We start from the raw sequence: 23,642 nt of genomic DNA, 5'->3' as shown, positions 1-23,642 counted from the left end.
CTAACACGTGTACGCTGAACAAGTCCGATCAGTTCGGAAGAATCCCGTTCAGCCAACGCAGCGGCCACGGAAAACGGTGACGTCCTTCCTGTTGCGTCGCCTGGGCGATACGCTCCTGGATAGTCTGCATCAACGTTGTCTGGCCTTCACCATCCCACAGCAGATTTAACAGCAGCGGCAGCGCGTCGGTAACGTCATCTACCGCCCAGATAGTGAACTTCTCTTCTTCAACGGCCTGTAGCAGCGCGGGTTGCAGGCTAAGATGCCTGACGTTGGAAGAGGGGATGATGACCCCTTGCTTACCCGTCAGTTCGCGCTGTTGGCAAATCGTGAAGAAGCCTTCAATTTTTTCATTTAAACCGCCAACGGGCTGAGCGCGACCGAACTGGTCGACCGAACCGGTAATGGCGATGCTCTGATTAACTGGCACATCGGACAGCGCGCTTATCAGTGCGCACAGTTCTGCCATGGAAGCGCTGTCGCCATCAACTTCACTGTAGGACTGTTCAAACGTCAGCGAGGCCGAGAAGGGGAGTTGTTGCTCGAGCTGGAGTTCCGACATCAGGAACGCCTGCATGATCATCATTCCCTTAGCATGAATATTACCGCCAAGTTCGGCTTTCCGCTCAATATCCGTGAACTCACCATCGCCAATGTGCACGACGCAACTGATACGTGAAGGTTCACCGAAGGCGCGCGGGTGGCCGGGAAATTCAATCACCGACAGGGCGTTGATCTGACCAACGCGCTCACCCTCTGTTTCGATCAGGATCTGTTCCTGGAGGATCTCATCCTGCATGCGTTCGGCCAGGAATCCTTCGCGCCACTCTCTCTGGGCAAGCATCAGGCTGAGCTGTTCACCTGTGCAGGTTTCACTTTCGCACAGCGGCGCGACTTCCGTGAACTGCCTGATGATCCACAGCGGATTGAGCGGTAACGTATCCTGTTCGCCGGTATAACGCACTGCTTCGCGAACCAGTACTTCCCAGGCATCGGGCGCCGGGTAAGGTAACTGATTACGTTTCGCAGTCCACGTCACCCACTGACACCACTGCGTCATGGATTCTGCATCCACGATCTGCATGTTATCTTCGAATTCGCTATAAATAGCCTGCTCGGCCAGTTCAGGTTCCATTTCCTGGAAATCCGCCAGCGACTCGCGCTCACCAACTAACAGCACCTTCAGTTTAAGCGGCATAGACGGCACGGAGACCGGCAGCGGGCGGGACTCATCAAAGGCTACCCAGTCAAAGCGTTCGCGGCTGACAATGGCCTTCAGGCGCATCCACAGCAGCGGTTGTGCAAGCAGGGTGCGCAGGGAGATAACCAGCACGCCGCCATTGGCCTGGTGAACCAGTCCGGGCTGCAGCGTGATGTCGCCATTGAATTGACGCAGGCAGCCAAACAGCTGTTCTGCCTCAACCCAGTCGGCAATCACCACCTGTGATAAGGTGGCAAAATTGTCTTCAGCCCGCTCAGCGTCACGATAGTGAATCGTGTGGCCCGAAACCTCGTAGTGACCTCCAGTCAGGCGACCGGTGTCGTGCTGTAAGGCACGTGCGGCATCGGCCAGAAGATTAAGATACTCAAGCTCTTCAGGCGCTTTGGCCAGCATGAAAGGGGATGTGGCTCTGGGTTGTAACAATTGCTCCAGGGCAAATTGTAAGCGTGGTTGAGTATCACTCAGTAATGTGTCGTTTTCTTCAGTGACATGTGGCTGTGCAAAAATCTCCTGATAACTGTCGGTATCAGGGACAAGATCACGCCATGCAAGTTTCGTAATGGTCAAAGTTGATGTTTTATAGTCTGTTGTAAAAGACGCGATTATAGCGTAACCGTCCGCGCTTCACACGTGGAAAGCGACGGTAAACGCACAGGAGCGTGCAGAGTGGCTCACAGCCTGAAGATTCTTTTCTTCAGATGCTGAAAAAGCTGATATTCTGATAGGAGTGACACGGTAACATTGAGATCGCCATGAAATATCAACAACTTGAGAATCTTGAAAGCGGTTGGAAGTGGAAGTACCTGGTGAAGAAGCACCGCGAAGGGGAATTAATTACCCGTTATGTGGAGGCCAGTGCTGCCCAGGAAGCCGTGGATTTGTTGCTTACGCTGGAAAATGAACCGGTGCGGGTCAATCTCTGGATTGATGAACATATGAATCCTGCGCTGCAAAACCGCATGAAGCAGACGATACGTGCACGGCGTAAACGTCATTTCAATGCCGAGCATCAGCACACGCGAAAGAAATCTATCGATCTGGAGTTTATCGTCTGGCAGCGACTCGCCGGACTGGCGCAGCGGCGCGGTAAGACGTTATCAGAGACCGTGGTGCAGCTAATTGAAGATGCAGAGAATAAAGAGAAGTATGCCAACAAGATGTCTTCGCTGAAGCAGGATCTGCAGGCGTTGTTGGGCAAAGAGTAGTCCGCACGTTACAACCATCCTGTAGATAACAGACGAAAAAAAACCCCGCAGCGCGGGGTTTTTTATTAGACGGAAACTTAAGCCTGCGGCTGAGTTACAACGTCTTTGATGCCTTTAACTTCGATCTCAACGCGACGATCCGGGGCCAGGCAGTCGATCAGTGCAGCGCGAGCTTTCACGTTGTCACAGGTGTTGCCAGTAACCGGGTTGGATTCGCCCATACCACGTGCGGAGATTTTGTCAGCCGGGATACCTTTAGAGATCAGGTAATCAACAACAGACTGAGCACGTTTCTCAGACAGACCCTGGTTGTAAGCGTCAGAACCGATGCGGTCAGTGAAGCCCAGAACCACTACGGAACCGTCTTTCGGATCCAGGTTGCTCAGCTGGCTGTACATCTGATCCAGAGCCTGCTGGCCTTCTGGTTTCAGAGTGGCTTTGTTGAAGTTGAACAGAACGTCAGACTTCAGGGTGAAGTGTTTGGTCTGTACTTCTGGAGCCGGAGCCGGAGCCGGAGCTACGATCGGAGCAGCTTGTTCCTGCTGACCGAAACGGTAAGAAACACCTACGCTCAGCAGACCGTTGTCTGGACGAGTACCGATGGTGTTAGCGTCACCGATGTTGTTGGTCCACTGGTATTCCAGACGGGTAGCGATTTCAGGAGTAATTGCGTACTCAACACCACCTGCGAATACTGGGGATACGCCAGTGTCGTGATCTTTGGTTGATGCGCCACCAGGTACGTTAGACTTGGTGTCTGCACGCCATACCATACCACCCAGACGAGTGTAGATGTCCAGATCGTCAGTGATTGGGTAACCCAGTTTAGCGGTCAGTTGAACGCCCTGAGCTTTGTAAGCACCGTTGATGTTGTCACCTTTGTACGGCATACGACCTAACCAGTCGTAACCCATTTCAAAGCCAACATACGGGTTAACCTGGTAACCACCGAACGCACCGGCACCCAGTTGACTTTCGTGGGTCGGACCGTTGTTGTCGATGAAACCAGTGTCATGGTACTGGGACCAACCCAGTTTAGCACCAGTGTACCAGGTGTTATCTTTCGGAGCGGCCTGCGCCACGGTAGCGAAACCAGCCAGTGCCACTGCAATCGCGATAGCTGTCTTTTTCATTTTTTGCGCCTCGTTATCATCCAAAATACGCCATGAATATCTCCAACGAGATAACACGGTTAAATCCTTCACCGGGGGACTAGCTCAATAGTTACTCTACCGATATCTGCGGCTTATGCCGAGCACCCCTGGCGATGTAAAGTCTACAACGTAGTTGAAAACTTACAAGTGTGAACTCTGTCAGGCATATGAAAAAAAAAAGCTTGTATACATAATATTTAACATTTCGTGCATCAAAATCTTCCCCCCGATTTCGCGGGAACCGCGTCCGCCAAGCGTTCACCGAAAAAAAGCGTTAGTCCTCAATGCGAAGGTCTCGGGGGCAAAAAAAATTCCAGGATAAATCCTAATTTCACTCAATGATACAAATTCGAGTGAATTTTTAGCCCGGTTTGCTGTCTCGTGGCATGGGTCTGAGCATTCACGGGACGCATGATAAATCCCATCGCGTTTCCCTCATCTGCAGCCCTGACCAATTCAGCATGTTCTTCTTCTGTTAATTCTTCTGTCAGCCAGCCGATCACCACGCTGTAATTGCCCGTGCGTAATGCGCGAATCATCGATTCCAGCGTATCGCAGGGGGAAAGCTGGTTAATTTGCATCACTTTGGTCAGCGGAAGGCCGGCAGACTGAACCCATTCACGGCTCAGTTTTTGCTGCGGCGTCAGCCAGAGCTGCCAGCGCGATTGTTGACCTAACTGCTGAAGAAGCGGTAACAGCAGTAACTGCGTCATCATGGGCTGGTCTTCACGATAGACCACTTCGCTGATAAGCCCGGTGGACACTTTCTCAGAAGAGACGCGCGCCATCGTGTTCGATGTGGAAGAGAATGACGGAGAACGATTTGCGTAGCCTGAAGTGTACATAATCAATCCAGCCCTGTGAGTTACTGTATGGATGTACAGTAACCCTGATGTCGTGAAAGATCAACTTTATTTTCGGAAACAGACTCGCATTTTTTATTCATGGTTGCGGTAAAAACGAAATACAACTTGCCCCCTGAGAATAAGTTGCCTATTTTCGTCTGTAACGGATCCGCGACGACAAATCATTCTTTTAGTTTATGATTTAACAGGGAATTTTATGAAAGTACACTCCTATGACAGGATCTATAAATCACAGGAATATTTATCTTCTCTGGGGAGGATTCATTTCCGTTCACTGTTCGGCAGCTACAGTCTGACTATCAAGAATACCGTCTTTGCGATGGTCGCGAATGGTGAGCTTTATCTTCGTGCCTGTGAGCAAAGCGTACAGTATTGCGTGCAACATTCCCCTGTCTGGCTGACATTTCTCAAACGCGGACGTCCGGTCATGCTCAACTATTATCAGGTTGATGACAGTTTGTGGCGCGACCAGCAGCAGTTGATCCAGTTATCGAAGTTTTCACTGGATGCCGCGTTGCAGGAGAAGTTGACCCGTTGTTCACAGCAGCGGCTTAAGGATCTCCCCAATATGACCTTTCATCTGGAAAGTTTACTGAATGAAGCGGGGATCTACGACGTCGCCACCCTGCGAATGCTGGGGGCCAAAATGTGCTGGCTGCGGCTTCGACAGATTAATAAGTCCATTACCGACAAGGTTCTGTTTAATCTTGAAGGCGCCATTTATGGCATTCATGAAGCTGCGCTCCCGGCGATACGCCGCCAGGAGCTTGCTTTGTGGGTTAAGTCGCTTTCGCCGGTGTCGATGTATCCGGAGAAGATTGAGTGATTTGTCGCTGTAGTCGACCCATTTCCGGCAGCAGGGCCACCAGCAAACCGACCTGCTGAATCACCAATGGTTCTTTGCTGTCCGGGCGCGGCTCAAGATGCTGGATGCGCTGTTTCAGTTCTGCCAGCGCTTGTTGCACGCGCTCTTCGTCGGCCGGGAGATGATGTAGCGCATCATCGACATAACAGACCGCATCGTCCAGTAGTGCCAGTACGTCGGGGTTGGTAAGTTGCTCACGATGCGCCCCTAATGCGGAGATATAGCTGGTGAATGTATGGTTGAGACAGAGCAAACGGAACGCTGCCTCACGCGTCTGTGCCGTCACATCGGGTTCGCTGGACATGTTCGACACTACGGAGGCCAGCTCTGCGTCGCGGTTATGGGCATCGCGGCGAGCAATCCGATATGCCAGTCGATTGTCGCGTCCCTGATGGTACTGTTCCAGAATGGCGTCCAGATAGCGACAGTTGGCGTCGGTTGCTCTTTTCATCACCCGCGGGAGATTACGAAAACGCCAGTCAGGCCAGATGAAACTGACCGCCGCCCAGGCAATGGCGCAGCCGATGAGCGTATCAATCACTCGGGGGAGGGCGACTTCAAACCCTTCGCCGAGCAAATTGAAGCACAGCAGGACCAGCAGCGTAATAAACATGGTCGCATGGGCATACTGGACGTTGCGAAAGGCAAAGAACAGGACGCCGGTGATCACCAGTAGAATGAGCTGGCCTTCCAGTGACGGAACGAACCATAAAATCGGGATACCAATCGCGACCCCGACCAGCGTCCCGATGATCCTCAACGCCAGACGGTGTCGCGTGGCGTTGTAGTTAGGCTGGCAAACAAACAGGCTGGTCAGCAGGATCCAGTAACCGTGATGCATACCGGTTATCTGAATGATCGCATAGCCGACGCACAGGACCAGAGACATCCTGACCGCATGCCGAAACAGCGCGGATTCCGGGGTGAAGTTGCGGCTCAGCCGCAGCCAGATATCGCTGAGCCCGTGCGGACTGTCATCGGCAAGCTGGCTTTCTGATTCATTGCGCGACATGGCCTGAGCTTGCTCGGATTCAATCGTAGCCAGCTGCGCGTCGATAGCGCGCAAATTAGCCAGTAAGAATCCCAGCGTTTTCAGCAGATCGGCGGAGGCACCGTTTGTCCGCATCCGCTCAAGTGCTGCGTCAAGATGCGTGAAAGCGCGTTCAAAATGTGGATCGTGCTGGTAGGGGACGCGTAGCAAAATCGAGCGTGACAGTTGCAGACAGGCCTGCCCCTGCATCGACATCAGACGTTGAAAGCGGAACATCACGTCGCTGTGACGAAAATGGTCGCGCAGCGTCTGGTACTGAATATGCGAGGAACTGGCGCGTTCATGAATATCCTGCGCCACAAAGTAATAATGCAGAGTACGCCGCGTGCCGCGTTGTCCCCGGTCGCCGCGCAACCGGGTCAGCAAGGACACTTTTGTCTGATTCAGCGTCGCCATCAGTTGGCCATTGGCCAGTGCTAAATCATAAAGCGGCGCCTGGCTTTCGTCTTCAATATCCGGGTCAAAAAGACGCGATTTTAGCTCCAGAAAGTGTGCCAGTTGTTCATAGCTGCGCGCCAGATTGTCCTGCAGGGGACGAATGGGGAACAGCAGATGGCCGGTAAGCGTTAATCCGTTATACCAGATTGCGCCAGCCAGCAGCAGAAGCGGTTGCTGATACCATTGGGCGTACAGAGACGCGCCGAGCATAGTGTAAATCGCGATCAGCAGCGCGCCGAAGGCAATCGTTGCGTAGCGCTGACCCAGGCCGCCGAGCAGGATAAAACCGCTGGTGGAGATAGTCAGTCCGATGGCGAACAGCCACGGGTAGGGAAACAACAACTCGACCGAGGCGGAGGCGATAAAAAAGCAGATGAGCGTGATGATAAGGTTTCGCAGACGGCCCGCGAGCCGATCGTCCAGATCGGTCAACGCCGCCGCCACCATTCCCAGCGTCAGGGGGATGGTCAGTTTGACATCGCCCAGCCACCAGGGCAGCGCGGTAGTTCCGCAGAGAGCGATAAAAATTCGCACGTAATACAGCCAGGTGCTGTTCCAGGTATAGCGACGAAGCAGGGGACTTAACATACTGACTTAGCGTCCTGGTGACTCAAAACGGCGGCGGGCGTTCGCTTCACGTGCCGCCCGTGCGACTTCCACAGAGACGACGCGACGTCCCACGGGCCACAGCGCAATCGCGGCAATTTTAAAGTTCGCAATGCCAACCGGAATACCAATGATCGTGATGCACTGGGTGATACCAGCGGCGATGTGCATCAGGCACAGCCACCAGCCGAAGAAGATCAGCCAGAAAATATTCAGCAGCGTCCCGCCGGTATTCAACAGCACGTTTTTTCCCGCCGGATCCAGTTCATCGACATGGACCGCTTCATTTCCGTAAGGCAGCAGCGACAGTTTGGTGATTTCCCAGCACGAACGGGTGAGCGGCAGGGTGAAGATCAGCACAATACTGACCAGCGTCGCCAGGAACCAGGACAGTGTGGTGGCAAAACCCCCCAGCACAAAATTCAAAATATTCAGAACGGTACGCATAGACCCTCGGTTGATTCTGGTTTTCTATGATTCCTGGCAATTGTAACGTTTTTTTGGGCTGGAGCACGTATTCTCTGGCGGTTACACTGAGAAGAAATACGCTTTGTCTGGATCGGCTGAGTCATGGAACTTAAAGCAACGTCTATTGGAAAACGTCTGGCACAACACCCCTACGACAGGGCGGTGATCCTCAATGCTGGCATTAAAGTGTCGGGCGATCGCCATGAATATCTTATTCCCTTCAATCAGTTACTGGCGATTCACTGTAAGCGCGGGCTGGTGTGGGGCGAACTTGAATTCGTGCTGCCGGATGAAAAAGTGGTGCGACTGCATGGCACCGAGTGGGCTGAAACCCAGCGTTTCCATCATCATCTGAATACCCGCTGGCAGCAGTGGAGCCAGGAGATGAGTGAAGTTGCGGCCGGTGTATTGCAGGAACAACTGGATTTAATTGCCGTGCGAACCGGGCAGAATGCCTGGCTGACGCGCGAGCAGACGACGGGATTACAGCAGCAGATCCTGCGGGCGTTTGCCGCACTGCCGCTGCCGGTTAATCGGCTGGAAGAGTTTGATAACTGTCGCGATGCGTTGCGGCAGTGCCAGGCGTGGCTGAAAGATATCGAAGCGTGTCGCCTGCAGCATAACCAGGCATATACCGAAACGATGTTGACGGAATACGCTGATTTCTTCCAGCAGGTGGAATCGTCGCCGCTCAATCCGGCTCAGGCCAGAGCGGTCGTCAACGGCGAACATTCTTTGCTGGTGCTGGCCGGGGCAGGGAGTGGCAAAACGTCGGTGCTGGTGGCGCGTGCAGGCTGGCTGCTGGCGCGGGGCGAAGCGGCCGCAGAACAGATCCTGCTACTGGCTTTTGGCCGTAAGGCAGCGCAGGAGATGGACGAGCGTATTCGCGAGCGGTTGCATACCGAGGAGATAACGGCGCGGACGTTCCATGCCCTGGCGCTGCATATCATCCAGCAGGGCAGCAAAAAAGTTCCGACCATCAGTAAGCTTGAGAACGACACCTCCGCGCGAAATAAACTGTTTATCAGTACCTGGCGTCAGCAATGCAGCGAGAAAAAAGCGCAGGCGAAGGGCTGGCGGCAGTGGCTGGAAGAGGAGATGCAGTGGACGGTGCCGGAAGGCAATTTCTGGGACAATGAAAAACTTCAGCGTCGTCTGGCCTCGCGGCTGGATCGGTGGGTGAGTCTGATGCGCATGCATGGCGGAGCCCAGGCGGAGATGATCGCCAGCGCGCCGGAAGAGATTCGGGATCTGTTCAGCAAGCGCGTGAAGCTGATGGCACCTTTGCTGAAGGCCTGGAAAAACGCGCTGAAAGCGGAAAATGCCGTCGATTTTTCCGGTCTGATCCATCAGGCAATCGTGATTCTGGAAAAAGGGCGTTTTGTCAGTCCGTGGAAGCATATTCTGGTGGATGAATTTCAGGATATCTCCCCGCAGCGTGCGGCGCTGCTGGCCGCGCTGCGTAAGCAAAACAGCCATACCACGCTGTTTGCCGTTGGGGATGACTGGCAGGCTATTTACCGTTTTAGCGGCGCGCAGCTTTCATTAACGACCGCGTTTCATCAGACCTTCGGTGACGGCGACCGTTGTGACCTCGACACCACCTATCGTTTCAATAATCGAATTGGTGAAATCGCTAACCGCTTTATTCAACAGAACCCGCATCAACTGAAGAAACCGCTTAATAGTCTGACGACGGGAGACAAGAAAGCCGTCACACTGCTGGATGAAACGCAACTGGATGCGTTGCTGGATAAGCTTTCCGGTTACGCGAAAGCCGACGAGCGGATTCTGGTGCTGGCCCGTTATCACCACCTGAAACCGGCCAGCCTCGAAAAGGCGACAACCCGTTGGCCGAAGTTGCAGCTTGATTTCATGACCATCCACGCCAGCAAGGGACAACAGGCGGATTACGTCATCATTGTCGGGTTACAGGAAGGGAGTGATGGTTTTCCGGCGCCGGCGCGTGAATCCATCATGGAAGAGGCGCTGCTGCCCGTCGTGGAAGATTTCCCGGATGCAGAAGAACGACGGTTGCTTTACGTTGCCCTGACCCGCGCCCGCCATCGGGTCTGGTTGCTGTATAGCAAAGCGAATCCGTCACGCTTTGTCGAGGATCTGAAAGACCTGGATGTTCCGGTAGCGAGAAAAGCGTAAGCAGCAGGCGACGAATGTCGCCTGCGTGGGATTACTTGAGACGATCAGCCAGATAACGCGGGTAGTCGGGGATGAGCACATCGACATCGTCATTAAAGTGCGGCGACTGGATGATGAAATCCGCAGTGGCGACGTTAGTGGCGACGGGGATATTCCAGACGGTCGCCAGACGGAGCAGCGCCTTCACATCCGGGTCGTGCGGAACGGCGTTAAGCGGATCCCAGAAGAAAATCAGCACATCAATTTTCCCTTCAGAAATCAACGCGCCAACCTGCTGATCGCCGCCCATCGGGCCGCTCAGCATGGCGTTAACGTCCATACCCGTTGCGCGTTGAATGAGATTTCCGGTTGTCCCGGTCGCGTAGAGCACGTGCTTTTCCAGCAACGGCTGGTGGCGTTCTACCCAGCTCATCAACATTTTTTTGCAGTGATCGTGCGCAACCAGCGCAATATGCTTACGCGCAGGTAAAGTGCGAGTCGTCAGTTCCATCATTCAGTTCCATTGTGGGTTTTGCTACAGAGTACTGAATGTGTCTGACGCTGCAAGAGAAAGACGAAAAAAAAGCCGGACGTGTCAAAGACATCAGGAAGAGGGCTGTTTCTCCGCCCATTGCAGAAAGCTATTGCGGGTTTGCGGATCCGCCTGGCGAAACCAGTACTTCAGGCGCTGTTCCGTGAGGGTTTGAGATTGGGGAGGGATGGTATCCAGCTCTGAGACCCCCGAAAGCAGGGTGCTGTCGTCGGCCATCATCGTGGCGAACTGGGGTAAGGAGGCGCGCCTGGCCGATTTATTGTAGCGCTCTGTTTCTGCCTCAAAATCAATGGTTTCTGTTTTTGAGGTAATGGCGAGGATATCCAGTTGTACCGGGATCGGCATTGCGTCGCCATCCAGCAACTCCAGACGCGGAGCGGCGTCGAAATGGCTGGCTTCACGGTCGCTTTCCAGACGCGGAAGGTGGAAATTGACCTGACCCACACGCTGAGTGTCAAAACTTACCACCAGCGGTGGGGAAATGTAGAGCTGTTCTTCATGGCTGGAGAGACGGATTGTCTTCTCAACCCGAAAAACGAGTTGATGCGGTCCATTGTCGAGTTCAATGCTGTCCGCGCCGCGCAGGAGTGAACTGGAGACCTTTTTGCCGTCCAGCACCAGCAGGTCAATATCGGTTGAAAGACGGAGGGTGGTAGCGAAAACCGCGACCGGCAAACAGAGGGCAATCATCAGGGTCACAGTGCCGGTTTTCATAAGGTTCTCCTGTCCAAAGACCGCCGGGTAAGAATGTATCAAAATTTTTCGACAATCATGTTTACTAACATATAGACATATTTTGGCGTTTTGCTCTCATACTTACGGGTGGGACGCATGGTTGGGTCGTCAGGATTGTCGTACACTTTGCAAAACAGCCTGGAGAATGATGATGAAAGAGACCGACATTGCTGGCATTTTGACCTCGACCCGTACCATTGCCCTGGTTGGCGCAAGCGATAAACCCGATCGTCCAAGTTACCGTGTGATGAAGTATTTGCTCGATCAGGGTTATCACGTGATTCCGGTTTCTCCGAAGGTCGCCGGGAAAACGCTGCTAGGGCAGCAGGGCTACGCGACGCTGGCGGACGTGCCGGAAAAAGTGGACATGGTGGATGTGTTCCGCAATTCAGAAGCGGCATGGGGCGTCGCACAGGACGCGATCGCGATTGGCGCGAAAACGCTGTGGATGCAGTTGGGCGTGATCAATGAGCAGGCGGCGGTGCTGGCGCGCGAAGCGGGTCTGATGGTGGTGATGGATCGCTGCCCGGCGATTGAGATCCCGCGCCTGGGGTTGACAAAGTAAGTTAATTGCCCTGATGGCAGAAAGGAAACAGGCCCGATAAGCAATGTGCTATCGGGCCTCAACAAGGATCAGTTACGCAGGCGGGGGGCCTGCAACTGTTTACGAATGGTCTGAGCAAGCTCATCCATCGAAGGCTGTTCAGGATGTTCGTCCTGCGTTTCGCTGCTTAGCTGCGCTTCGGCAAGATAGGTATGTACCGGACGACCGTCATCATCTTCCATCACCACGTGATACCACGGAGCAGCACGAAGCTCGTCGTTGACCGCCAACTCATCAGGTGACGGTTCCGCAAGCGAATAGACCGGGTCGATATCCACGACCACTCCGAGATATCCTAACAGGGAATGGCGGACCTGCTGGCCGATACCGAATTTGCTGGCAATCATAGTCACCTCCCGGGAAATCATTACCCTTGATATAAGGGTAAAATTCCACTTTTCAAGTTACATGACGCGACAGGCAAACCCTTTGAGATACAGCCCTTCCGGGTAGGTAGCGATCACGGGATGATCGGCGGCCTGACGGAACTGCTCTATAAATTGTACATCACGACCCGCATCAATTGCGGCATCAGCGATGATTTTCTGAAATAAATCTGTTGTCATCAGACCGGAGCAGGAGAATGTCAGCAGCACGCCACCCGGATTCAGCAACTGGATAGCCAGCATGTTGATATCCTTGTAACCCCGGCACGCCCCCATCAACTGGCTTTTATTTTCGACAAACTTCGGGGGATCCATCACGATGACATCAAATTTCTCGCCGCGATCGCGATAGGTCCGTAACAGTTTAAAAACATCGTCACGAACAAATTCAGCCTTGCTGAGATCGAGTTTGTTCAGTTCGACGTTCTGTTTCGCAATATCCAGCGCTTCCTGGGAAGTATCGACGCTGATAACCTGACGGCAGCCGCCCATCAGCGCAGAAACGGCAAACCCCCCGGTGTAGGAGAAACAATTGAGTACCCGTTGATTGTCGACATAGCGGCGCGTTGCCAGACGGCTGTCACGCTGATCGAGGTAATAGCCGGTTTTGTGGCCGCCCTGGATATCGACCAGTAGCTTCATACCGTGTTCTTCAATTGGCAGGAGTGCTGGAGGGATCTCACCGGTGACCGGGCCCTGCGTCAGCGCCATACCCTCTTTTTTACGCACTGCGACATCGCTACGATCGTAAATCGCACATTCCGGGTAGAGCGCTTGCAGCGCGCTAATCAACGCGGCGCGTTGATATTCCGCCCCGGCGCTGAGCAATTGCAGCACGAGGAAATGACCAAAGCGATCGATGGTGACGCCCGGCAAGCCGTCGGACTCACCGGCGATCAGACGATAGCTGTCCAGTCCATCTTTTTTCGCCAGCCAGTCGCGCCATTGCTGCGCCTGTCGCAGACGGCGGGTGAAGAAGGCGATATCGACAGATTCGGACTTGTCGAAGGTCCAGACGCGCGCGCGGATTTGCGACGCCGGGGAAAAGGCGCCACGGGCTAACCATTTACCCTGATGGTCAACAATGTCGATGGTTTCACCGAGGTTGGCTTTACCTTCCATGCGGGCAACGGCACCGGAAAAGACCCACGGATGGCGACGAAGTAATGATTTGTCGCGCCCTTTGGCTAACACCAGGCGGGGATATTGAGGAAATGAAGATTCAGTCATACGAGCAACCTCACACAAACAGTGATGCGAGCCGGGTGTCTATTCCAGCCTGATACCGTTAAAACAAAATGGCGCGTAGGGTAGCACAGATGCGGGATGCAATCATCAGCACCGACAGTGAGCATTTCGGCACAAACTGAAAGCACAGAGGCACAATTTCCTGGGTATGCGCCTGATAGATTGTCATTTCTTAATCTGAATAAGGAAATACAATGAATATGTCATCTTATCTGACGGCTATTGTGCTGACGACGCTCAGCTATGGTGCGGCGGCCTCTCCGGCGTTCAGCCTCGGCAGTACAGACATTCCCGATAATCTCGTTTTAACGCAAAAGCAGGTCTTTAATGGATTTGGCTGTGAAGGCGGAAATATCTCTCCGCAGTTGCACTGGCAAAATGCGCCCGAGGGAACAAAAAGCTACGCGATCACTGTGTTTGATCCCGATGCGCCTACGGGAAGTGGTTGGTGGCACTGGACGGTCGTGAATATTCCGGCAAGTATTCATGCTCTCCCATCTGGTGTGAAGATGGAAACCGTGGCGGCGGGGATTGTTCAGGGGCGTAACGATTTTGGTTATGCTGGGTTTGGCGGGGCTTGTCCGCCGGTTGGAGATAAGCCGCACCGCTATCAGTTCACTTTATGGGCACTCAGCACCGATGCCTTACCCATCGATCACAATGCGAGCGGTGCGCTGGTGGGATTTATGCTTAACAGTCATGTCATTGCCAAAGCGGAATTGACAGCCACATACGGAAGATAAACAGAGGAGAACACGGTGCAGGACGTTTATTTTCAACATAATGTTCTCACGACAGCGGAGGTGCGTTCCAGCCAACGTCATCGCTTGCATCGTGTTAAGCTTTTCTCTGCTGCACTCTGCCATATCACGCAGGGCAGCAAAGTCATTATGCAAGAGGATAATCGCCTGGTTGCAAAACCTGGCGAGTTAATCATCATTCCGGCGAACACGTCGCTGGACATTATTAATCAACCCGGGCAGGGCGGTTTTCGTTCAGATCTCCTGCTACTCTCGCCAGACATGATTTCCGCATTTAAAAAAACCTATGTTAAGGATTTTCCGCCCGCCACGCTGACCTCTTTATGTACGCCGATGAACTCCAGTCTGGCGTTTATGTGGACGAATTTACTTTCCGCTGTGCGCCAGGGATTGCCGGTTGAGTTGCAGGCACATCAGGCAATGGGATTATTACTCGCACTGTTGCATGAAGGGGCAATCGGTCCACTGCTTATCGAACGGGGTTACACGCTAACGGAACAGGTACGCCAGCTCATTATGTTGGCACCTGCTAAGCTTTGGAGAGCACAGGATATTGCACATCGGTTAGCCATGGGAACCTCCACGTTGCGCAGACGACTCCAGCAAGAATCGCAGAGCTACCGACAGATTGTTGAAGAGGTCCGTATGTCTTATGCGTTATCTCAATTGCAGTCGACGACGTTGCCAATAGGAGAGATAGCATTGCGCAGCGGCTATCTTTCAGGCTCGCGATTTACGGCGAGGTTTAGCCAATATTACGGATGCTTGCCGAAACAGGTACGTTAATGTTATTCACATAACCGTGTGAGGTTACGCTCATCGTTTTCGATAAGAAGGAGAATAGCCATGGCGAGAGTCTGCATTATCGCGTGGGTTTACGGCCGGGTTCAGGGCGTGGGATTTCGCTATACCACGCAGCATGAGGCGCGGCGACTGAGTTTAACCGGCTATGCGAGGAACAGGGATGATGGCAGCGTGGAGGTTGTCGCCAGCGGCGAAGCGGAGCAGGTCGACAAATTACTGAAGTGGCTCAAAGACGGCGGCCCGAGTTCTGCCCGGGTAGACAGAGTCCTGAGCGAGCCGCACCGTCCTCGTGAGGAATTTACCGGTTTTAGTATTCGCTATTAAATACACTTCACCGGCTTTGGCAGGCCAGCAATTTTAGTGGCCTGTTTCGCCGGGCCTTTCGGAAACAGACGATACAGATAACGGCTGTTGCCTTTCTCCTCGCCAAACTTATTCGCCATCGCCTTGACCAGCATGCGAATCGCAGGCGAGGTATTAAACTCCAGATAGAAGTCGCGAACAAAACGCACCACTTCCCAATGTTCCGGAGAGAGGGTGATTCCTTCGTTTTCAGCAATGACTACAGCCATCGGTTCGCTCCACTGCGCACTCTCTTTCAGATAACCGTCGGAGTCGGTAGCGATTTCTTTACCTTCAAAGATCAACATAATTCTTCACTGCGTTAGACAACCTGGCGGCAGTTTACCAAAAAACAAAGCCCCGCATAAGCGGGGCCGGGTGTCATGCTTTGTTGCCGTTAATCGCGGCTGGCGAAGCCCAGAATGCTGAGCAGGCTGATAAAGATGTTGTACAGCGAAACGTAGAGGCTAACCGTTGCGCGGATGTAGTTGGTCTCACCGCCACGGATGATGTTGCTGGTTTCGAACAGGATTGCGCCTGAAGAAATCAGGATAAACACCGCGCTGATTGCCAGATGCAGTGCCGGTAGTTGCAGGAAGATGTTCGCCACCATGCCAATCAGTACCACCACGATACCGGCCATCAGCATACCGCCGAGGAAGGACATGTCTTTACGGGTAGTCAGCACGTAGGCGGAGCAGCAGAAGAACACCAGCGCGGTACCGCCCAGCGCCATACCGATCACGTCGCCCATCCCTGCGGACAGGTAAGCGTTCAGAATCGGCCCGAGGATGTAACCGAGGAAGCCGGTGAAGGCAAACGCGGAAATAATGCCGCTCGGCTTGTTTGCCGTTTTATAGGTCAGGAACATCAGCCCGTACATCCCCACCAGCGTCAGAATCAGACCCGGAGAAGGCAGCATCAGCACGGTGCTGGCGGTGGCGGTGATCGCCGAAAACGCCAGCGTCAGGCTCAGCAGAAAATAGGTATTGCGCAGCACCTTGTGCGTGCTGAGTAGCGATGTACGGTCATGTGATGAACTAACAATACGATCCATGAGTCACTCTCTTATGACAGATGTAATTAATGATGGAGGATAATGAAAACACAGCCGCGCACACAGCGCTTTTACCCATCTTTACTCATTTGATCTAAATCAGGTTTCATCGTGGATTATGGTGAATGGCTGATAAAGCGTGAGTATTGTGCTGAATAAATGGTCAATCTGTTGTTATTTCAGGCTATTAACAGCATTTTGACTGTTTTTCAGGCAAACGAACACATTCGGGCTTTACACGGCGCATTGGGATGTTTATAGTGCGCCTCATTCCGGAAGTGTGGCCGAGCGGTTGAAGGCACCGGTCTTGAAAACCGGCGACCCGAAAGGGTTCCAGAGTTCGAATCTCTGCGCTTCCGCCAGATTAAACAAGGGGTTACCGAAAGGTAACCCCTTTGTTTTTCGGGCTGTTGGTATAGTATTGGACTATTTTTCTTTCAATAGCCAAACCAACTCCAAAAAAAGAACCCGCCGAAGCGGGTTTTTTAATGCCTGTTTTTCCTGTGCTGACACGTCGGCCAACGGCGTGATTTTTACCTTTCGGCAATAAACCCTTCCTTGATCGTCGTTGCTTGCGGTGGGGGAGTGCAACGTGGCTGCCAGTACCGTGCCGCGTGGGTTAATATCGAGGAAAACACCGAATTTCCCTTTGGCCCACATCAACGGTTCCGGGTTCTTTTCTCTGGTGTTGCACAGGCGTCGTCGGAACATTGACCTGTGACGGAATCTTCCCGCATCGCAGCAATTTTTGCGATTTTGATTTATGGATATCGCAAGCTTAAGTTTCAGCGGCCTACGCGAGCCTGATGCTCAGGCGAATAACGCTCGCCAACGATTTTTATCGTTTCCAGCGCGTGCGTGACCTGGGACAGCTCATCCTGAGAAAGAATAACGTCAACGGCGCCCAGGTTTTCCTCGAGGCGATGCAGTTTGGTGGTGCCCGGAATAGGAACAATCCACGATTTTTGTGCCAATAGCCATGCCAGCGCGATTTGTGCAGACGTCACCCCTTTATCGGCTGCCAGTTCACCCAACAACGAAACCAGCTTTTCGTTGGCGGCAATTGCCTGAGCGGTGAAACGCGGCACTTGGCTTCGGTAATCATCCTTACCAAACGTTGTTCCTGACGTAATTGCTCCGGTCAGAAAGCCTTTACCTAACGGGCTGAATGGCACAAAACCAATACCCAACTCCTCCAGAAGCGGCAGGATCTCCTGTTCAGGTTCACGCCACCACATGGAGTATTCGCTTTGCAGGGCGCTGACAGGTTGAACCGCATGTGCACGACGAATCGTCTGCGCGCCCGCTTCGGAAAGACCGAAATGTTTGACTTTTCCTTCAGCAATGAGGTCTTTCACCGTTCCTGCGACATCTTCAATTGGCACGTCCGGATCGACACGGTGTTGATAAAGCAGGTCAATGACGTCGGTTTTAAGGCGGCGTAACGATCCTTCAACGGCCACGCGGATATGCTCGGGGCGGCTGTTTAAAATCTGCTGTTTGTTGTCATCGCCAAAGGTAAAGCCAAATTTTGTGGCGATGACCACGCGGTCGCGAAAGGGTTTTAGCGCTTCACCGACAACCTCTTCATTCAAAAACGGACCATACACTTCGGCGGTGTCGAAGAACGTGACGCCACGTGCAACCGCTGTCCGTATGAGTTCAATCGCCTGGCGGGTATCTGTCGCCGGGCCGTAGCCGTGGCTTAAGCCCATACAACCGAGTCCAAGGGCTGATACTTCAAGCCCGGATTTACCCAGATAACGTTTTTGCATTGTGTGAATACCTCTATTATTGCGGCTTAAACGTCGAGTTTACGGCCAGTGAGCCACTCCACTCTCGCCGGATCGCGATGAGAGAAGAATGCGCTGGTGGCAGTATCAAGTGCGGTAATCTGCAGCATGTCTTCAGCACTGAGTTCAAAATCGAGAATGTTGATGTTCTCTTCCATGCGTTCTTTTCGCACTGATTTTGCAAGCGAAATAATGCCTCGCTGGAAAATCCACCGCAGGACAACCTGACCTACACTTTTTCCGTACTTCTGGCCTATCGCCGCTAATTCGGGATGCTGGAACAACCCATTTTTTCCTTCAGCAAACGGTGCCCATGCTTCCGGTTGGATGCCACGGCTTTGCATCCACGCAACAGCGTGCAGTTGCTGGTTGAAGGGGTTAACTTCAATCTGGTTTACCGCAGGGGCAACGCGGTTGAAGGCGATAAGATCGGCCAGTCTGTCCGGATGGAAGTTGCTTACGCCAATGGCGCGAATTTTGCCTGCCTGCTGCAGTTCTTCCATTGCACGCCAGGCACCGTGGACATCACCGTAAGGTTGGTGAATCAGGTACAGGTCAACATAGTCCAACTGAAGTCGGTTCAGTGAACGTTCAAACTGCGCTTTGGCACCTTCGTAATTCGTATCCTGTAGCCAAAGTTTGGTGGTGATAAAGAGTTCGTTGCGCGCAATACCACTTTGCTTCAGGGCGTTCCCGACCTGGGTTTCATTCTGGTAGGACGCCGCGGTATCAATCAGGCGATATCCCGTTTCAATGGCATCAATAACGGCTCTCTCGCATTCAGCGGCATCCGTCATCTGGAACACACCAAAACCCAGCAGGGGCATTTCAATACCGTTGTTCAGTTTTACAGTTTGCATGACATAGTCCTTCCGCTTTTGTTCAGAAAAAGCATAACGCAAACTGATTTATTCGATTAGATGGGGTAATTAGCTAGGGTTTATTAGCTATGCTCATCAATCTTGTCGGTATCTGAGGTCGCTGTACTGATAACCAGCGACCTGAAGCGGCTCTGGATAAGCGGTTCAGGTAAAAGTTAGCTGGCAGCCCGGCTATTCGAAATTGAATCGCCACGGATAATCCAGACACTTACAAATCGTTGATAATATTGAGTTTCGTATTCGGCGGGTGTTATCTTTACATAAACATTCCTTATCTGTTTATGATCGCTGCTGGCAGATGCTGGCTAATATCCAGGTCCGTTTTGTGCCAGTAGCGAATAATGAATACGCACACTGGCTTATCGGCGTACCTCGTATTTGCTACGTTTGTGCTGATAAAGTAATTCATCAGCTTTCAGCATCGCCACTTCCAGCGTATCTCCTGACAGGAGCTGATATGCTCCCCAGGAAAATGCGACCAGCTTATTCGGATCAATCGCGAGTAATTGTTCCTGCGTACGGGTAATAACATCTCGGGATTTATTCAGAGAATAATCGATAAGGACCAGACAGAACTCATCACCTCCAAGCCGTATGCCATAGTCACTTTTACGAATGGCATTCCCCAGTGCCAGTCCCAGTGTCTGTATTGCCTTATCACCCATATGGTGGCCAAGAGAATCATTGATTTTTTTGAGTCCATCACTGTCAATGGCGATAACCGTGATGGGGATGTTTTTGTCAACAAGTGAACGGATTTTTTGTTCCAGCTCCGGTGTAATGACTTTTCGGTTATACAAACCGGTCATCGCGTCCGTCACATTATCTCTGGAAAGCGACTCCTGTCTGATTAACTGCTTACGGGCATAGCGACATAATATCCAGGTACCCGGGATGTAAAGCACTAATAGCCATAAATTGGTAATGATGACATAGATAGCATCCAGTTCTACATGGACTGTGTTGTACCGTGTGAGTTTATCTTCGTCGCCGATTAAATCATATGACTTGATTTGTGGCTTATGGAAAAAAATATGCGTGCCGGTTTCATTATCAGTAACATATAAAGAAAGGAATTTCCATAATAAGGGGCGATCGACCGTTTTAAACGAAACCACGAGATCGTTAATATTGACGTCGGTGATCAGAACGCCCTTTACCTTATCACCCAGAAATACCGGGGTAAGCATACTGATGATATTATTATGTGTATATCCATCCTGATAAATATGAGACAGCGTACTTTCACCCTTAAGCAGATCATTCAGGGCATTGTCATCAATGGAAATGGTGTGAGCACTACGCGCGATGTTGATAGTGTTGTTATTGCCAACCAGCCAGTTGTTAAAAGTGTAGTCTTTTGTATTAACTGGCTGATTAATATAAATATAATTATAAGAAAGATCGATGTAGTACCGGATGTTCCTGAACCTATACCCGGTATAATTTGAAAAGCTGTACTTCGATAAAATCTTGCTCTCAGCCGTGTGAATAACCGATAACGCGCTAATATCACCAGCCCAGTTTTCGCACGATTTATTACGGGTTTGCAGAGTGCCGTTCAGGCTGGTCATTTTTTTTGCCAGCAGATTGAATCCGTAAATATCACCTTCCTTTTCAAGGGACTGGCAAATGGCGACCCGTTCGCTGCGGGCTGCGGGCGCAGACACGGTTCTGGTATAAAACGCCCGGGAAAGTCGTGTGGCAATACTCTGGTTAATAGATTCTTCATGGAAAAGTGCCGATTTACCGTTTTCAGCGACATATCCCAGGTAGCTCTTTAACTCGTGTACCTCACGGACGGCCAGTGCAATAAAAAGTACAGTGGTACAAACAACGATTAAAAAAATAGCACTGATATACTTTTGTCTGAGCAAGATAGATAACCCCTTGTTGTCCCACTCGGAAATGACCGTCAGTATAACATCAATCAATATATTCACTCGTTTGCATTGCTATATCGTCAACACAATGTGTGTTTTCCGCTATACCATCGCCGATAAGCCGTTGCTTCGTGGCACTCCACATAAATTCGCGCTGAATAAGAAAGCGGGGAGGCAGCTCCGATGGCGTAAGCGACATTGCTATTTATACACTAGACGAACGTCTGCTCCTCGATCACAGCGGACCTTATAACCTTGCTTTCTGTCCGCGCCGTGTCAGGAGCGGACGTTCGCTTGGTTTATGTTTACAATATTAGACACCTATCGGCTGATAGCCCTGCCACTCTGGTTGATCACGACTTCCTGACTCGCAGGGGGTCAAATTAATAAAAAACTCACCTATTTTTTCAAGTAACAGGCAATCATCCACGTCCTTCAGATTATCCTTATGCTGATGGTCGGCGCCACAGAGCAGTGTCTTTAATGCTTTACTCTTGGCCTGCAGGGCATTTTCGGCCACAAACAAATCGAACTCATGTAACTCAGCAAGCGTATCAGGCCTGTAACCTCCCACATTGACGAAAAATAACTTGTTTGCAGCTCGAGAAGGCTCAGCAGACAATGTGACGGAATAACCGTCAACCCAGGTGATACGGCTGTAACCGTCAATATGAATTTTATCTTTATCGCCAAACCATGCATCGCGAAGGGCGGGCCAGGCGTCTTCTGGCTTTTTGGCCGCGACAAACTGAATGTCGTGTACTTCAATATTTGATTTGCCAGCATTACCACCGATATAAAACATATACAGGTTCATCAATCATCCTCTTCCAATATGGATATCGTTATGCATTTGAATACATAACGATTCGTACTGCAACCTTAAAAAGGAGAGTGCTGAGCTTATGCATTAGGGCTTTGCCCTCGAATGATAGTTGTCTTTCTCCTGGGGGCTTTGACACGGTAAGCCACAGGCATCGGCTGCAGATAGAAGGTCAGCTTCACGCCCTGAGACATTCGACAAGCTTTTTATGGCTTCAGTAAGGGCGAGTGTCTCGCTTCGAGAGCCAGCAAATATTTCGCTTCGTCATAACAGGTTCTGGCCTTCCAGCAGCGGTAAATGATCCTTATCCATTTGAACGCCAGTGCCCGGATCGCAGACTGATGAGATTTGCCCTTTTCTCTGAGGCCCTGATAATACAGTTTGGCCCAGTATGATGAATTAACCGTCTTGGCAGCCCATTCAACAAAGGTCTGCCTGACGAACTTGGCACATTGCCATCGCCAGTGAACCCAGGATTTTTGGCCGCTTCGTTCGGTCACCGGTGCTATACCTGCGTAGTTTTGAATTTCTTCAGCGCTGTTAAACCGGTCACGGTTATCACCAAGTGCAGCAAGCATCCGTGGGCCCATGCACGGTCCCATGCCCGGAAGTGATTTGAACAGCCCCGCATCTGGCAATGTGTCAAACAGCGTTTCGATTCGTTCGTCATAGGTTTTGATGATTTCACTCACGACTTTAATTTGTGTCGCCAGTGCTGCTGCCATCAAAGCATTAGCCTCTATAACACTCGGGTCTGTAGTCAATGGGATCGCATTATCAATACTCGCAACACGTTGCTCGGTAAGGGCCATAGCGCGACCACCTTTGGCATTCAGAAAGTTGCGGATCGTGTCGCGTCTGGCTCGTTTCAGTTGTTGCAGACTGGGCCACCGGATAATCAGCTCACACAACAGTAAGCTACCCCGATGTGAGAACCACTCCAGTGGCTGAGGATAATACTGTTTAAGCGTGTTGATTATCCGGTTCACAAAGCGTCGTTTATCTTCAACCAACTGACGACGTTGCTCAACCAGTTGCTGAAGTAAGCGAATATCCGCATTGTCGGGTTCAATAGCTTTTATCTTCTGGGGGTAACGCAGCATTAACTCTAATGCCAGCTCGGCATCCTGCGGATCATCTTTAGCGCCGCTGGGCGAGAAGGCTTGCCGATAACGAGCCAGGGACAATGCGTGGACGGGGAAAACGGTGATAAAGGGGTATTTTTGAAGAGCATATACCACGGGGCCCTTCTTCAGTTCGAGAGCTATTGCGATTCTACCTTTTACTTTCTGGTGTAACTCAGTAAGCCAGGCATCAAGCGCTTCTGCTGTATGTTCAATCACATCGAATACGCGTTCACCGTTTTTAAACTGAACACAGACATCGTGTTTTTTATCAGCCCAGTCCAGACCAACGTGCGCAGCAAATTGATTAGTCACAGTCATCACCAACTCCTTTTTATCGGGGATTGGTATGCATTCCACGCTCTTCGAAAGAAATATAGCCAGCAGTTTATCTGCATGCCCTGAGTATTCGTTAGCGAACGTGGAGCACCTACTGGCTCGAAAGAAAAGCGGCGATCATCACATGATTCTCGCTCAATATTCGTAACCAGTAAGCGCATACCCTGAATCACTTCAAAGTGTAATTCTCAGGGTACGAATGACTATATCTCGCTCATGGCTGACCACTACAGAACCAAGGCCGGAGGATATCCGATGGAGATACAACATGGTGTGGGAATTCAAGATGTTGTCTTTC

The 23,642-nt window shown here is 51.7% G+C and carries 24 protein-coding genes and 1 tRNA gene; 8 read left to right on the top strand and 17 right to left on the bottom strand.

Features of this window, described 5'->3' with window-relative positions:
- Nucleotides 1-28: 28 nt before the first annotated feature.
- Nucleotides 29-1,789 (bottom strand): AAA family ATPase, encoded by a 1,761-nt coding sequence (locus tag GBC03_20765; GenBank protein QFS72455.1) that lies wholly within the window; start codon nt 1,787-1,789, stop codon nt 29-31.
- A gap of 185 nt (nt 1,790-1,974) precedes the next feature.
- On the opposite strand from GBC03_20765, the gene matP reads away from it, so the two are divergent.
- Nucleotides 1,975-2,427, top strand: a complete 453-nt coding sequence (gene matP, locus GBC03_20760; protein ID QFS72454.1) for a macrodomain Ter protein MatP — start codon at nt 1,975-1,977, stop codon at nt 2,425-2,427.
- Between the two features lie 77 nt (nt 2,428-2,504).
- On the opposite strand, the gene ompA is transcribed toward matP, so the two are convergent.
- Together ompA and sulA are read right to left on the bottom strand one after the other, a co-directional pair.
- Nucleotides 2,505-3,560 (bottom strand): porin OmpA, encoded by a 1,056-nt coding sequence (ompA, locus tag GBC03_20755; GenBank protein ID QFS72453.1) that lies wholly within the window; start codon nt 3,558-3,560, stop codon nt 2,505-2,507.
- A gap of 356 nt (nt 3,561-3,916) precedes the next feature.
- Nucleotides 3,917-4,426, bottom strand: coding sequence for a cell division inhibitor SulA (gene sulA / locus GBC03_20750; protein ID QFS72452.1), 510 nt, complete (start codon nt 4,424-4,426; stop codon nt 3,917-3,919).
- A 217-nt stretch (nt 4,427-4,643) separates the two neighbouring features.
- Between sulA and GBC03_20745 the strand changes: the two genes are divergently transcribed.
- The gene (locus tag GBC03_20745; protein ID QFS72451.1) at nt 4,644-5,273 is read left to right on the top strand and encodes a Crp/Fnr family transcriptional regulator; all 630 of its coding nucleotides are present in this window, start codon (nt 4,644-4,646) and stop codon (nt 5,271-5,273) included.
- Here GBC03_20745 and yccS read toward each other — a convergent pair.
- Together yccS and GBC03_20735 are read right to left on the bottom strand one after the other, a co-directional pair.
- Nucleotides 5,227-7,389 carry a TIGR01666 family membrane protein gene (gene yccS / locus GBC03_20740; protein QFS72450.1) on the bottom strand — a complete coding sequence of 721 codons (2,163 nt, stop codon included), beginning with the start codon at nt 7,387-7,389 and terminating at the stop codon, nt 5,227-5,229. The two genes, GBC03_20745 and yccS, sit on opposite strands and share 47 nt — an antisense overlap.
- Before the next feature lie 6 nt (nt 7,390-7,395).
- Nucleotides 7,396-7,854 (bottom strand): YccF domain-containing protein, encoded by a 459-nt coding sequence (locus GBC03_20735; GenBank protein QFS72449.1) that lies wholly within the window; start codon nt 7,852-7,854, stop codon nt 7,396-7,398.
- A gap of 123 nt (nt 7,855-7,977) precedes the next feature.
- Here GBC03_20735 and helD point away from each other — a divergent pair, with 123 nt between their 5' ends.
- Nucleotides 7,978-10,032, top strand: coding sequence for a DNA helicase IV (gene helD, locus GBC03_20730; GenBank protein QFS72448.1), 2,055 nt, complete (start codon nt 7,978-7,980; stop codon nt 10,030-10,032).
- A 31-nt stretch (nt 10,033-10,063) separates the two neighbouring features.
- On the opposite strand, the gene mgsA is transcribed toward helD, so the two are convergent.
- The gene (gene mgsA, locus GBC03_20725) at nt 10,064-10,522 is read right to left on the bottom strand and encodes a methylglyoxal synthase (protein QFS74093.1); all 459 of its coding nucleotides are present in this window, start codon (nt 10,520-10,522) and stop codon (nt 10,064-10,066) included.
- Nucleotides 10,523-10,615: 93 nt separating this feature from the next.
- Entirely contained in the window at nt 10,616-11,278 is a 663-nt protein-coding gene (locus tag GBC03_20720; GenBank protein ID QFS72447.1) for a DUF2057 family protein, read from the bottom strand.
- A 172-nt stretch (nt 11,279-11,450) separates the two neighbouring features.
- Here GBC03_20720 and GBC03_20715 point away from each other — a divergent pair, with 172 nt between their 5' ends.
- Nucleotides 11,451-11,864 (top strand): CoA-binding protein, encoded by a 414-nt coding sequence (locus GBC03_20715; protein QFS74092.1) that lies wholly within the window; start codon nt 11,451-11,453, stop codon nt 11,862-11,864.
- A 68-nt stretch (nt 11,865-11,932) separates the two neighbouring features.
- Here the strand turns inward: GBC03_20715 and hspQ are convergent, their stop codons facing one another.
- The gene (hspQ, locus tag GBC03_20710; protein QFS72446.1) at nt 11,933-12,250 is read right to left on the bottom strand and encodes a heat shock protein HspQ; all 318 of its coding nucleotides are present in this window, start codon (nt 12,248-12,250) and stop codon (nt 11,933-11,935) included.
- A gap of 57 nt (nt 12,251-12,307) precedes the next feature.
- Nucleotides 12,308-13,519 (bottom strand): 23S rRNA (cytosine(1962)-C(5))-methyltransferase RlmI, encoded by a 1,212-nt coding sequence (rlmI, locus tag GBC03_20705; protein QFS72445.1) that lies wholly within the window; start codon nt 13,517-13,519, stop codon nt 12,308-12,310.
- Between the two features lie 218 nt (nt 13,520-13,737).
- On the opposite strand from rlmI, the gene GBC03_20700 reads away from it, so the two are divergent.
- From GBC03_20700 to GBC03_20690, 3 genes are read left to right on the top strand one after another with little or no spacing between them, the layout of a single operon-like run.
- Nucleotides 13,738-14,280, top strand: coding sequence for a YbhB/YbcL family Raf kinase inhibitor-like protein (locus GBC03_20700; GenBank protein ID QFS74091.1), 543 nt, complete (start codon nt 13,738-13,740; stop codon nt 14,278-14,280).
- A 15-nt stretch (nt 14,281-14,295) separates the two neighbouring features.
- Nucleotides 14,296-15,084: a helix-turn-helix domain-containing protein gene (locus GBC03_20695; protein QFS72444.1), complete on the top strand. Its 789-nt coding sequence runs from the start codon at nt 14,296-14,298 to the stop codon at nt 15,082-15,084.
- A gap of 60 nt (nt 15,085-15,144) precedes the next feature.
- Nucleotides 15,145-15,426, top strand: coding sequence for an acylphosphatase (locus tag GBC03_20690; GenBank protein QFS72443.1), 282 nt, complete (start codon nt 15,145-15,147; stop codon nt 15,424-15,426).
- Here the strand turns inward: GBC03_20690 and tusE are convergent.
- Together tusE and yccA are read right to left on the bottom strand one after the other, a co-directional pair.
- Nucleotides 15,423-15,752, bottom strand: coding sequence for a sulfurtransferase TusE (gene tusE, locus GBC03_20685; protein ID QFS72442.1), 330 nt, complete (start codon nt 15,750-15,752; stop codon nt 15,423-15,425). The genes GBC03_20690 and tusE overlap by 4 nt on opposite strands.
- Before the next feature lie 89 nt (nt 15,753-15,841).
- Entirely contained in the window at nt 15,842-16,501 is a 660-nt protein-coding gene (gene yccA, locus GBC03_20680) for an FtsH protease modulator YccA (protein ID QFS72441.1), read from the bottom strand.
- A 274-nt stretch (nt 16,502-16,775) separates the two neighbouring features.
- Between yccA and GBC03_20675 the strand changes: the two genes are divergently transcribed.
- Nucleotides 16,776-16,863: transfer RNA gene (locus tag GBC03_20675), tRNA-Ser, on the top strand.
- 64 nt (nt 16,864-16,927) lie between these two features.
- Here the strand turns inward: GBC03_20675 and GBC03_20670 are convergent.
- From GBC03_20670 to GBC03_20645, 6 genes are all read right to left on the bottom strand, one after another.
- Nucleotides 16,928-17,161, bottom strand: coding sequence for a hypothetical protein (locus GBC03_20670; protein QFS72440.1), 234 nt, complete (start codon nt 17,159-17,161; stop codon nt 16,928-16,930).
- A 125-nt stretch (nt 17,162-17,286) separates the two neighbouring features.
- Nucleotides 17,287-18,276, bottom strand: coding sequence for an aldo/keto reductase (locus GBC03_20665; GenBank protein ID QFS72439.1), 990 nt, complete (start codon nt 18,274-18,276; stop codon nt 17,287-17,289).
- Nucleotides 18,277-18,302: 26 nt separating this feature from the next.
- On the bottom strand, nt 18,303-19,154 hold the full coding sequence (locus tag GBC03_20660) for an aldo/keto reductase (GenBank protein ID QFS72438.1): 852 nt from the start codon (nt 19,152-19,154) through the stop codon (nt 18,303-18,305).
- 380 nt (nt 19,155-19,534) lie between these two features.
- Nucleotides 19,535-21,052 (bottom strand): diguanylate cyclase, encoded by a 1,518-nt coding sequence (locus GBC03_20655; GenBank protein QFS74090.1) that lies wholly within the window; start codon nt 21,050-21,052, stop codon nt 19,535-19,537.
- A 319-nt stretch (nt 21,053-21,371) separates the two neighbouring features.
- Nucleotides 21,372-21,875 (bottom strand): DUF1543 domain-containing protein, encoded by a 504-nt coding sequence (locus GBC03_20650; protein ID QFS72437.1) that lies wholly within the window; start codon nt 21,873-21,875, stop codon nt 21,372-21,374.
- 212 nt (nt 21,876-22,087) lie between these two features.
- Nucleotides 22,088-23,326 carry an IS110 family transposase gene (locus GBC03_20645; protein QFS72436.1) on the bottom strand — a complete coding sequence of 413 codons (1,239 nt, stop codon included), beginning with the start codon at nt 23,324-23,326 and terminating at the stop codon, nt 22,088-22,090.
- Nucleotides 23,327-23,642: the final 316 nt, after the last annotated feature.

The sequence above is a fragment of the Citrobacter telavivensis genome, from assembly GCA_009363175.1.
GTDB lineage: Bacteria > Pseudomonadota > Gammaproteobacteria > Enterobacterales > Enterobacteriaceae > Citrobacter_A > Citrobacter_A telavivensis.
The sequence above is the reverse complement of the archived record's forward strand: the minus strand, read 5'-3'. Positions and strand labels throughout refer to the sequence as shown.

Bases quoted from the DNA above. Each gene is read 5' to 3' on its own strand.
- GBC03_20745 (QFS72451.1), top strand. From the start codon at position 4,644: ATGAAAGTACACTCCTATGACAGGATCTATAAATCACAGGAATATTTA.
- GBC03_20670 (QFS72440.1), bottom strand. From the start codon at position 17,161: ATGTGGGCCAAAGGGAAATTCGGTGTTTTCCTCGATATTAACCCACGC.
- matP (QFS72454.1), top strand. From the start codon at position 1,975: ATGAAATATCAACAACTTGAGAATCTTGAAAGCGGTTGGAAGTGGAAG.
- yccS (QFS72450.1), bottom strand. From the start codon at position 7,389: ATGTTAAGTCCCCTGCTTCGTCGCTATACCTGGAACAGCACCTGGCTG.
- GBC03_20660 (QFS72438.1), bottom strand. From the start codon at position 19,154: ATGCAAACTGTAAAACTGAACAACGGTATTGAAATGCCCCTGCTGGGT.
- GBC03_20735 (QFS72449.1), bottom strand. From the start codon at position 7,854: ATGCGTACCGTTCTGAATATTTTGAATTTTGTGCTGGGGGGTTTTGCC.
- sulA (QFS72452.1), bottom strand. From the start codon at position 4,426: ATGTACACTTCAGGCTACGCAAATCGTTCTCCGTCATTCTCTTCCACA.
- tusE (QFS72442.1), bottom strand. From the start codon at position 15,752: ATGTTGATCTTTGAAGGTAAAGAAATCGCTACCGACTCCGACGGTTAT.
- rlmI (QFS72445.1), bottom strand. From the start codon at position 13,519: ATGACTGAATCTTCATTTCCTCAATATCCCCGCCTGGTGTTAGCCAAA.
- GBC03_20665 (QFS72439.1), bottom strand. From the start codon at position 18,276: ATGCAAAAACGTTATCTGGGTAAATCCGGGCTTGAAGTATCAGCCCTT.
- GBC03_20700 (QFS74091.1), top strand. From the start codon at position 13,738: ATGTCATCTTATCTGACGGCTATTGTGCTGACGACGCTCAGCTATGGT.
- yccA (QFS72441.1), bottom strand. From the start codon at position 16,501: ATGGATCGTATTGTTAGTTCATCACATGACCGTACATCGCTACTCAGC.
- hspQ (QFS72446.1), bottom strand. From the start codon at position 12,250: ATGATTGCCAGCAAATTCGGTATCGGCCAGCAGGTCCGCCATTCCCTG.
- GBC03_20720 (QFS72447.1), bottom strand. From the start codon at position 11,278: ATGAAAACCGGCACTGTGACCCTGATGATTGCCCTCTGTTTGCCGGTC.
- GBC03_20690 (QFS72443.1), top strand. From the start codon at position 15,145: ATGGCGAGAGTCTGCATTATCGCGTGGGTTTACGGCCGGGTTCAGGGC.
- ompA (QFS72453.1), bottom strand. From the start codon at position 3,560: ATGAAAAAGACAGCTATCGCGATTGCAGTGGCACTGGCTGGTTTCGCT.
- helD (QFS72448.1), top strand. From the start codon at position 7,978: ATGGAACTTAAAGCAACGTCTATTGGAAAACGTCTGGCACAACACCCC.
- GBC03_20645 (QFS72436.1), bottom strand. From the start codon at position 23,326: ATGACTGTGACTAATCAATTTGCTGCGCACGTTGGTCTGGACTGGGCT.
- GBC03_20715 (QFS74092.1), top strand. From the start codon at position 11,451: ATGAAAGAGACCGACATTGCTGGCATTTTGACCTCGACCCGTACCATT.
- GBC03_20650 (QFS72437.1), bottom strand. From the start codon at position 21,875: ATGAACCTGTATATGTTTTATATCGGTGGTAATGCTGGCAAATCAAAT.
- mgsA (QFS74093.1), bottom strand. From the start codon at position 10,522: ATGGAACTGACGACTCGCACTTTACCTGCGCGTAAGCATATTGCGCTG.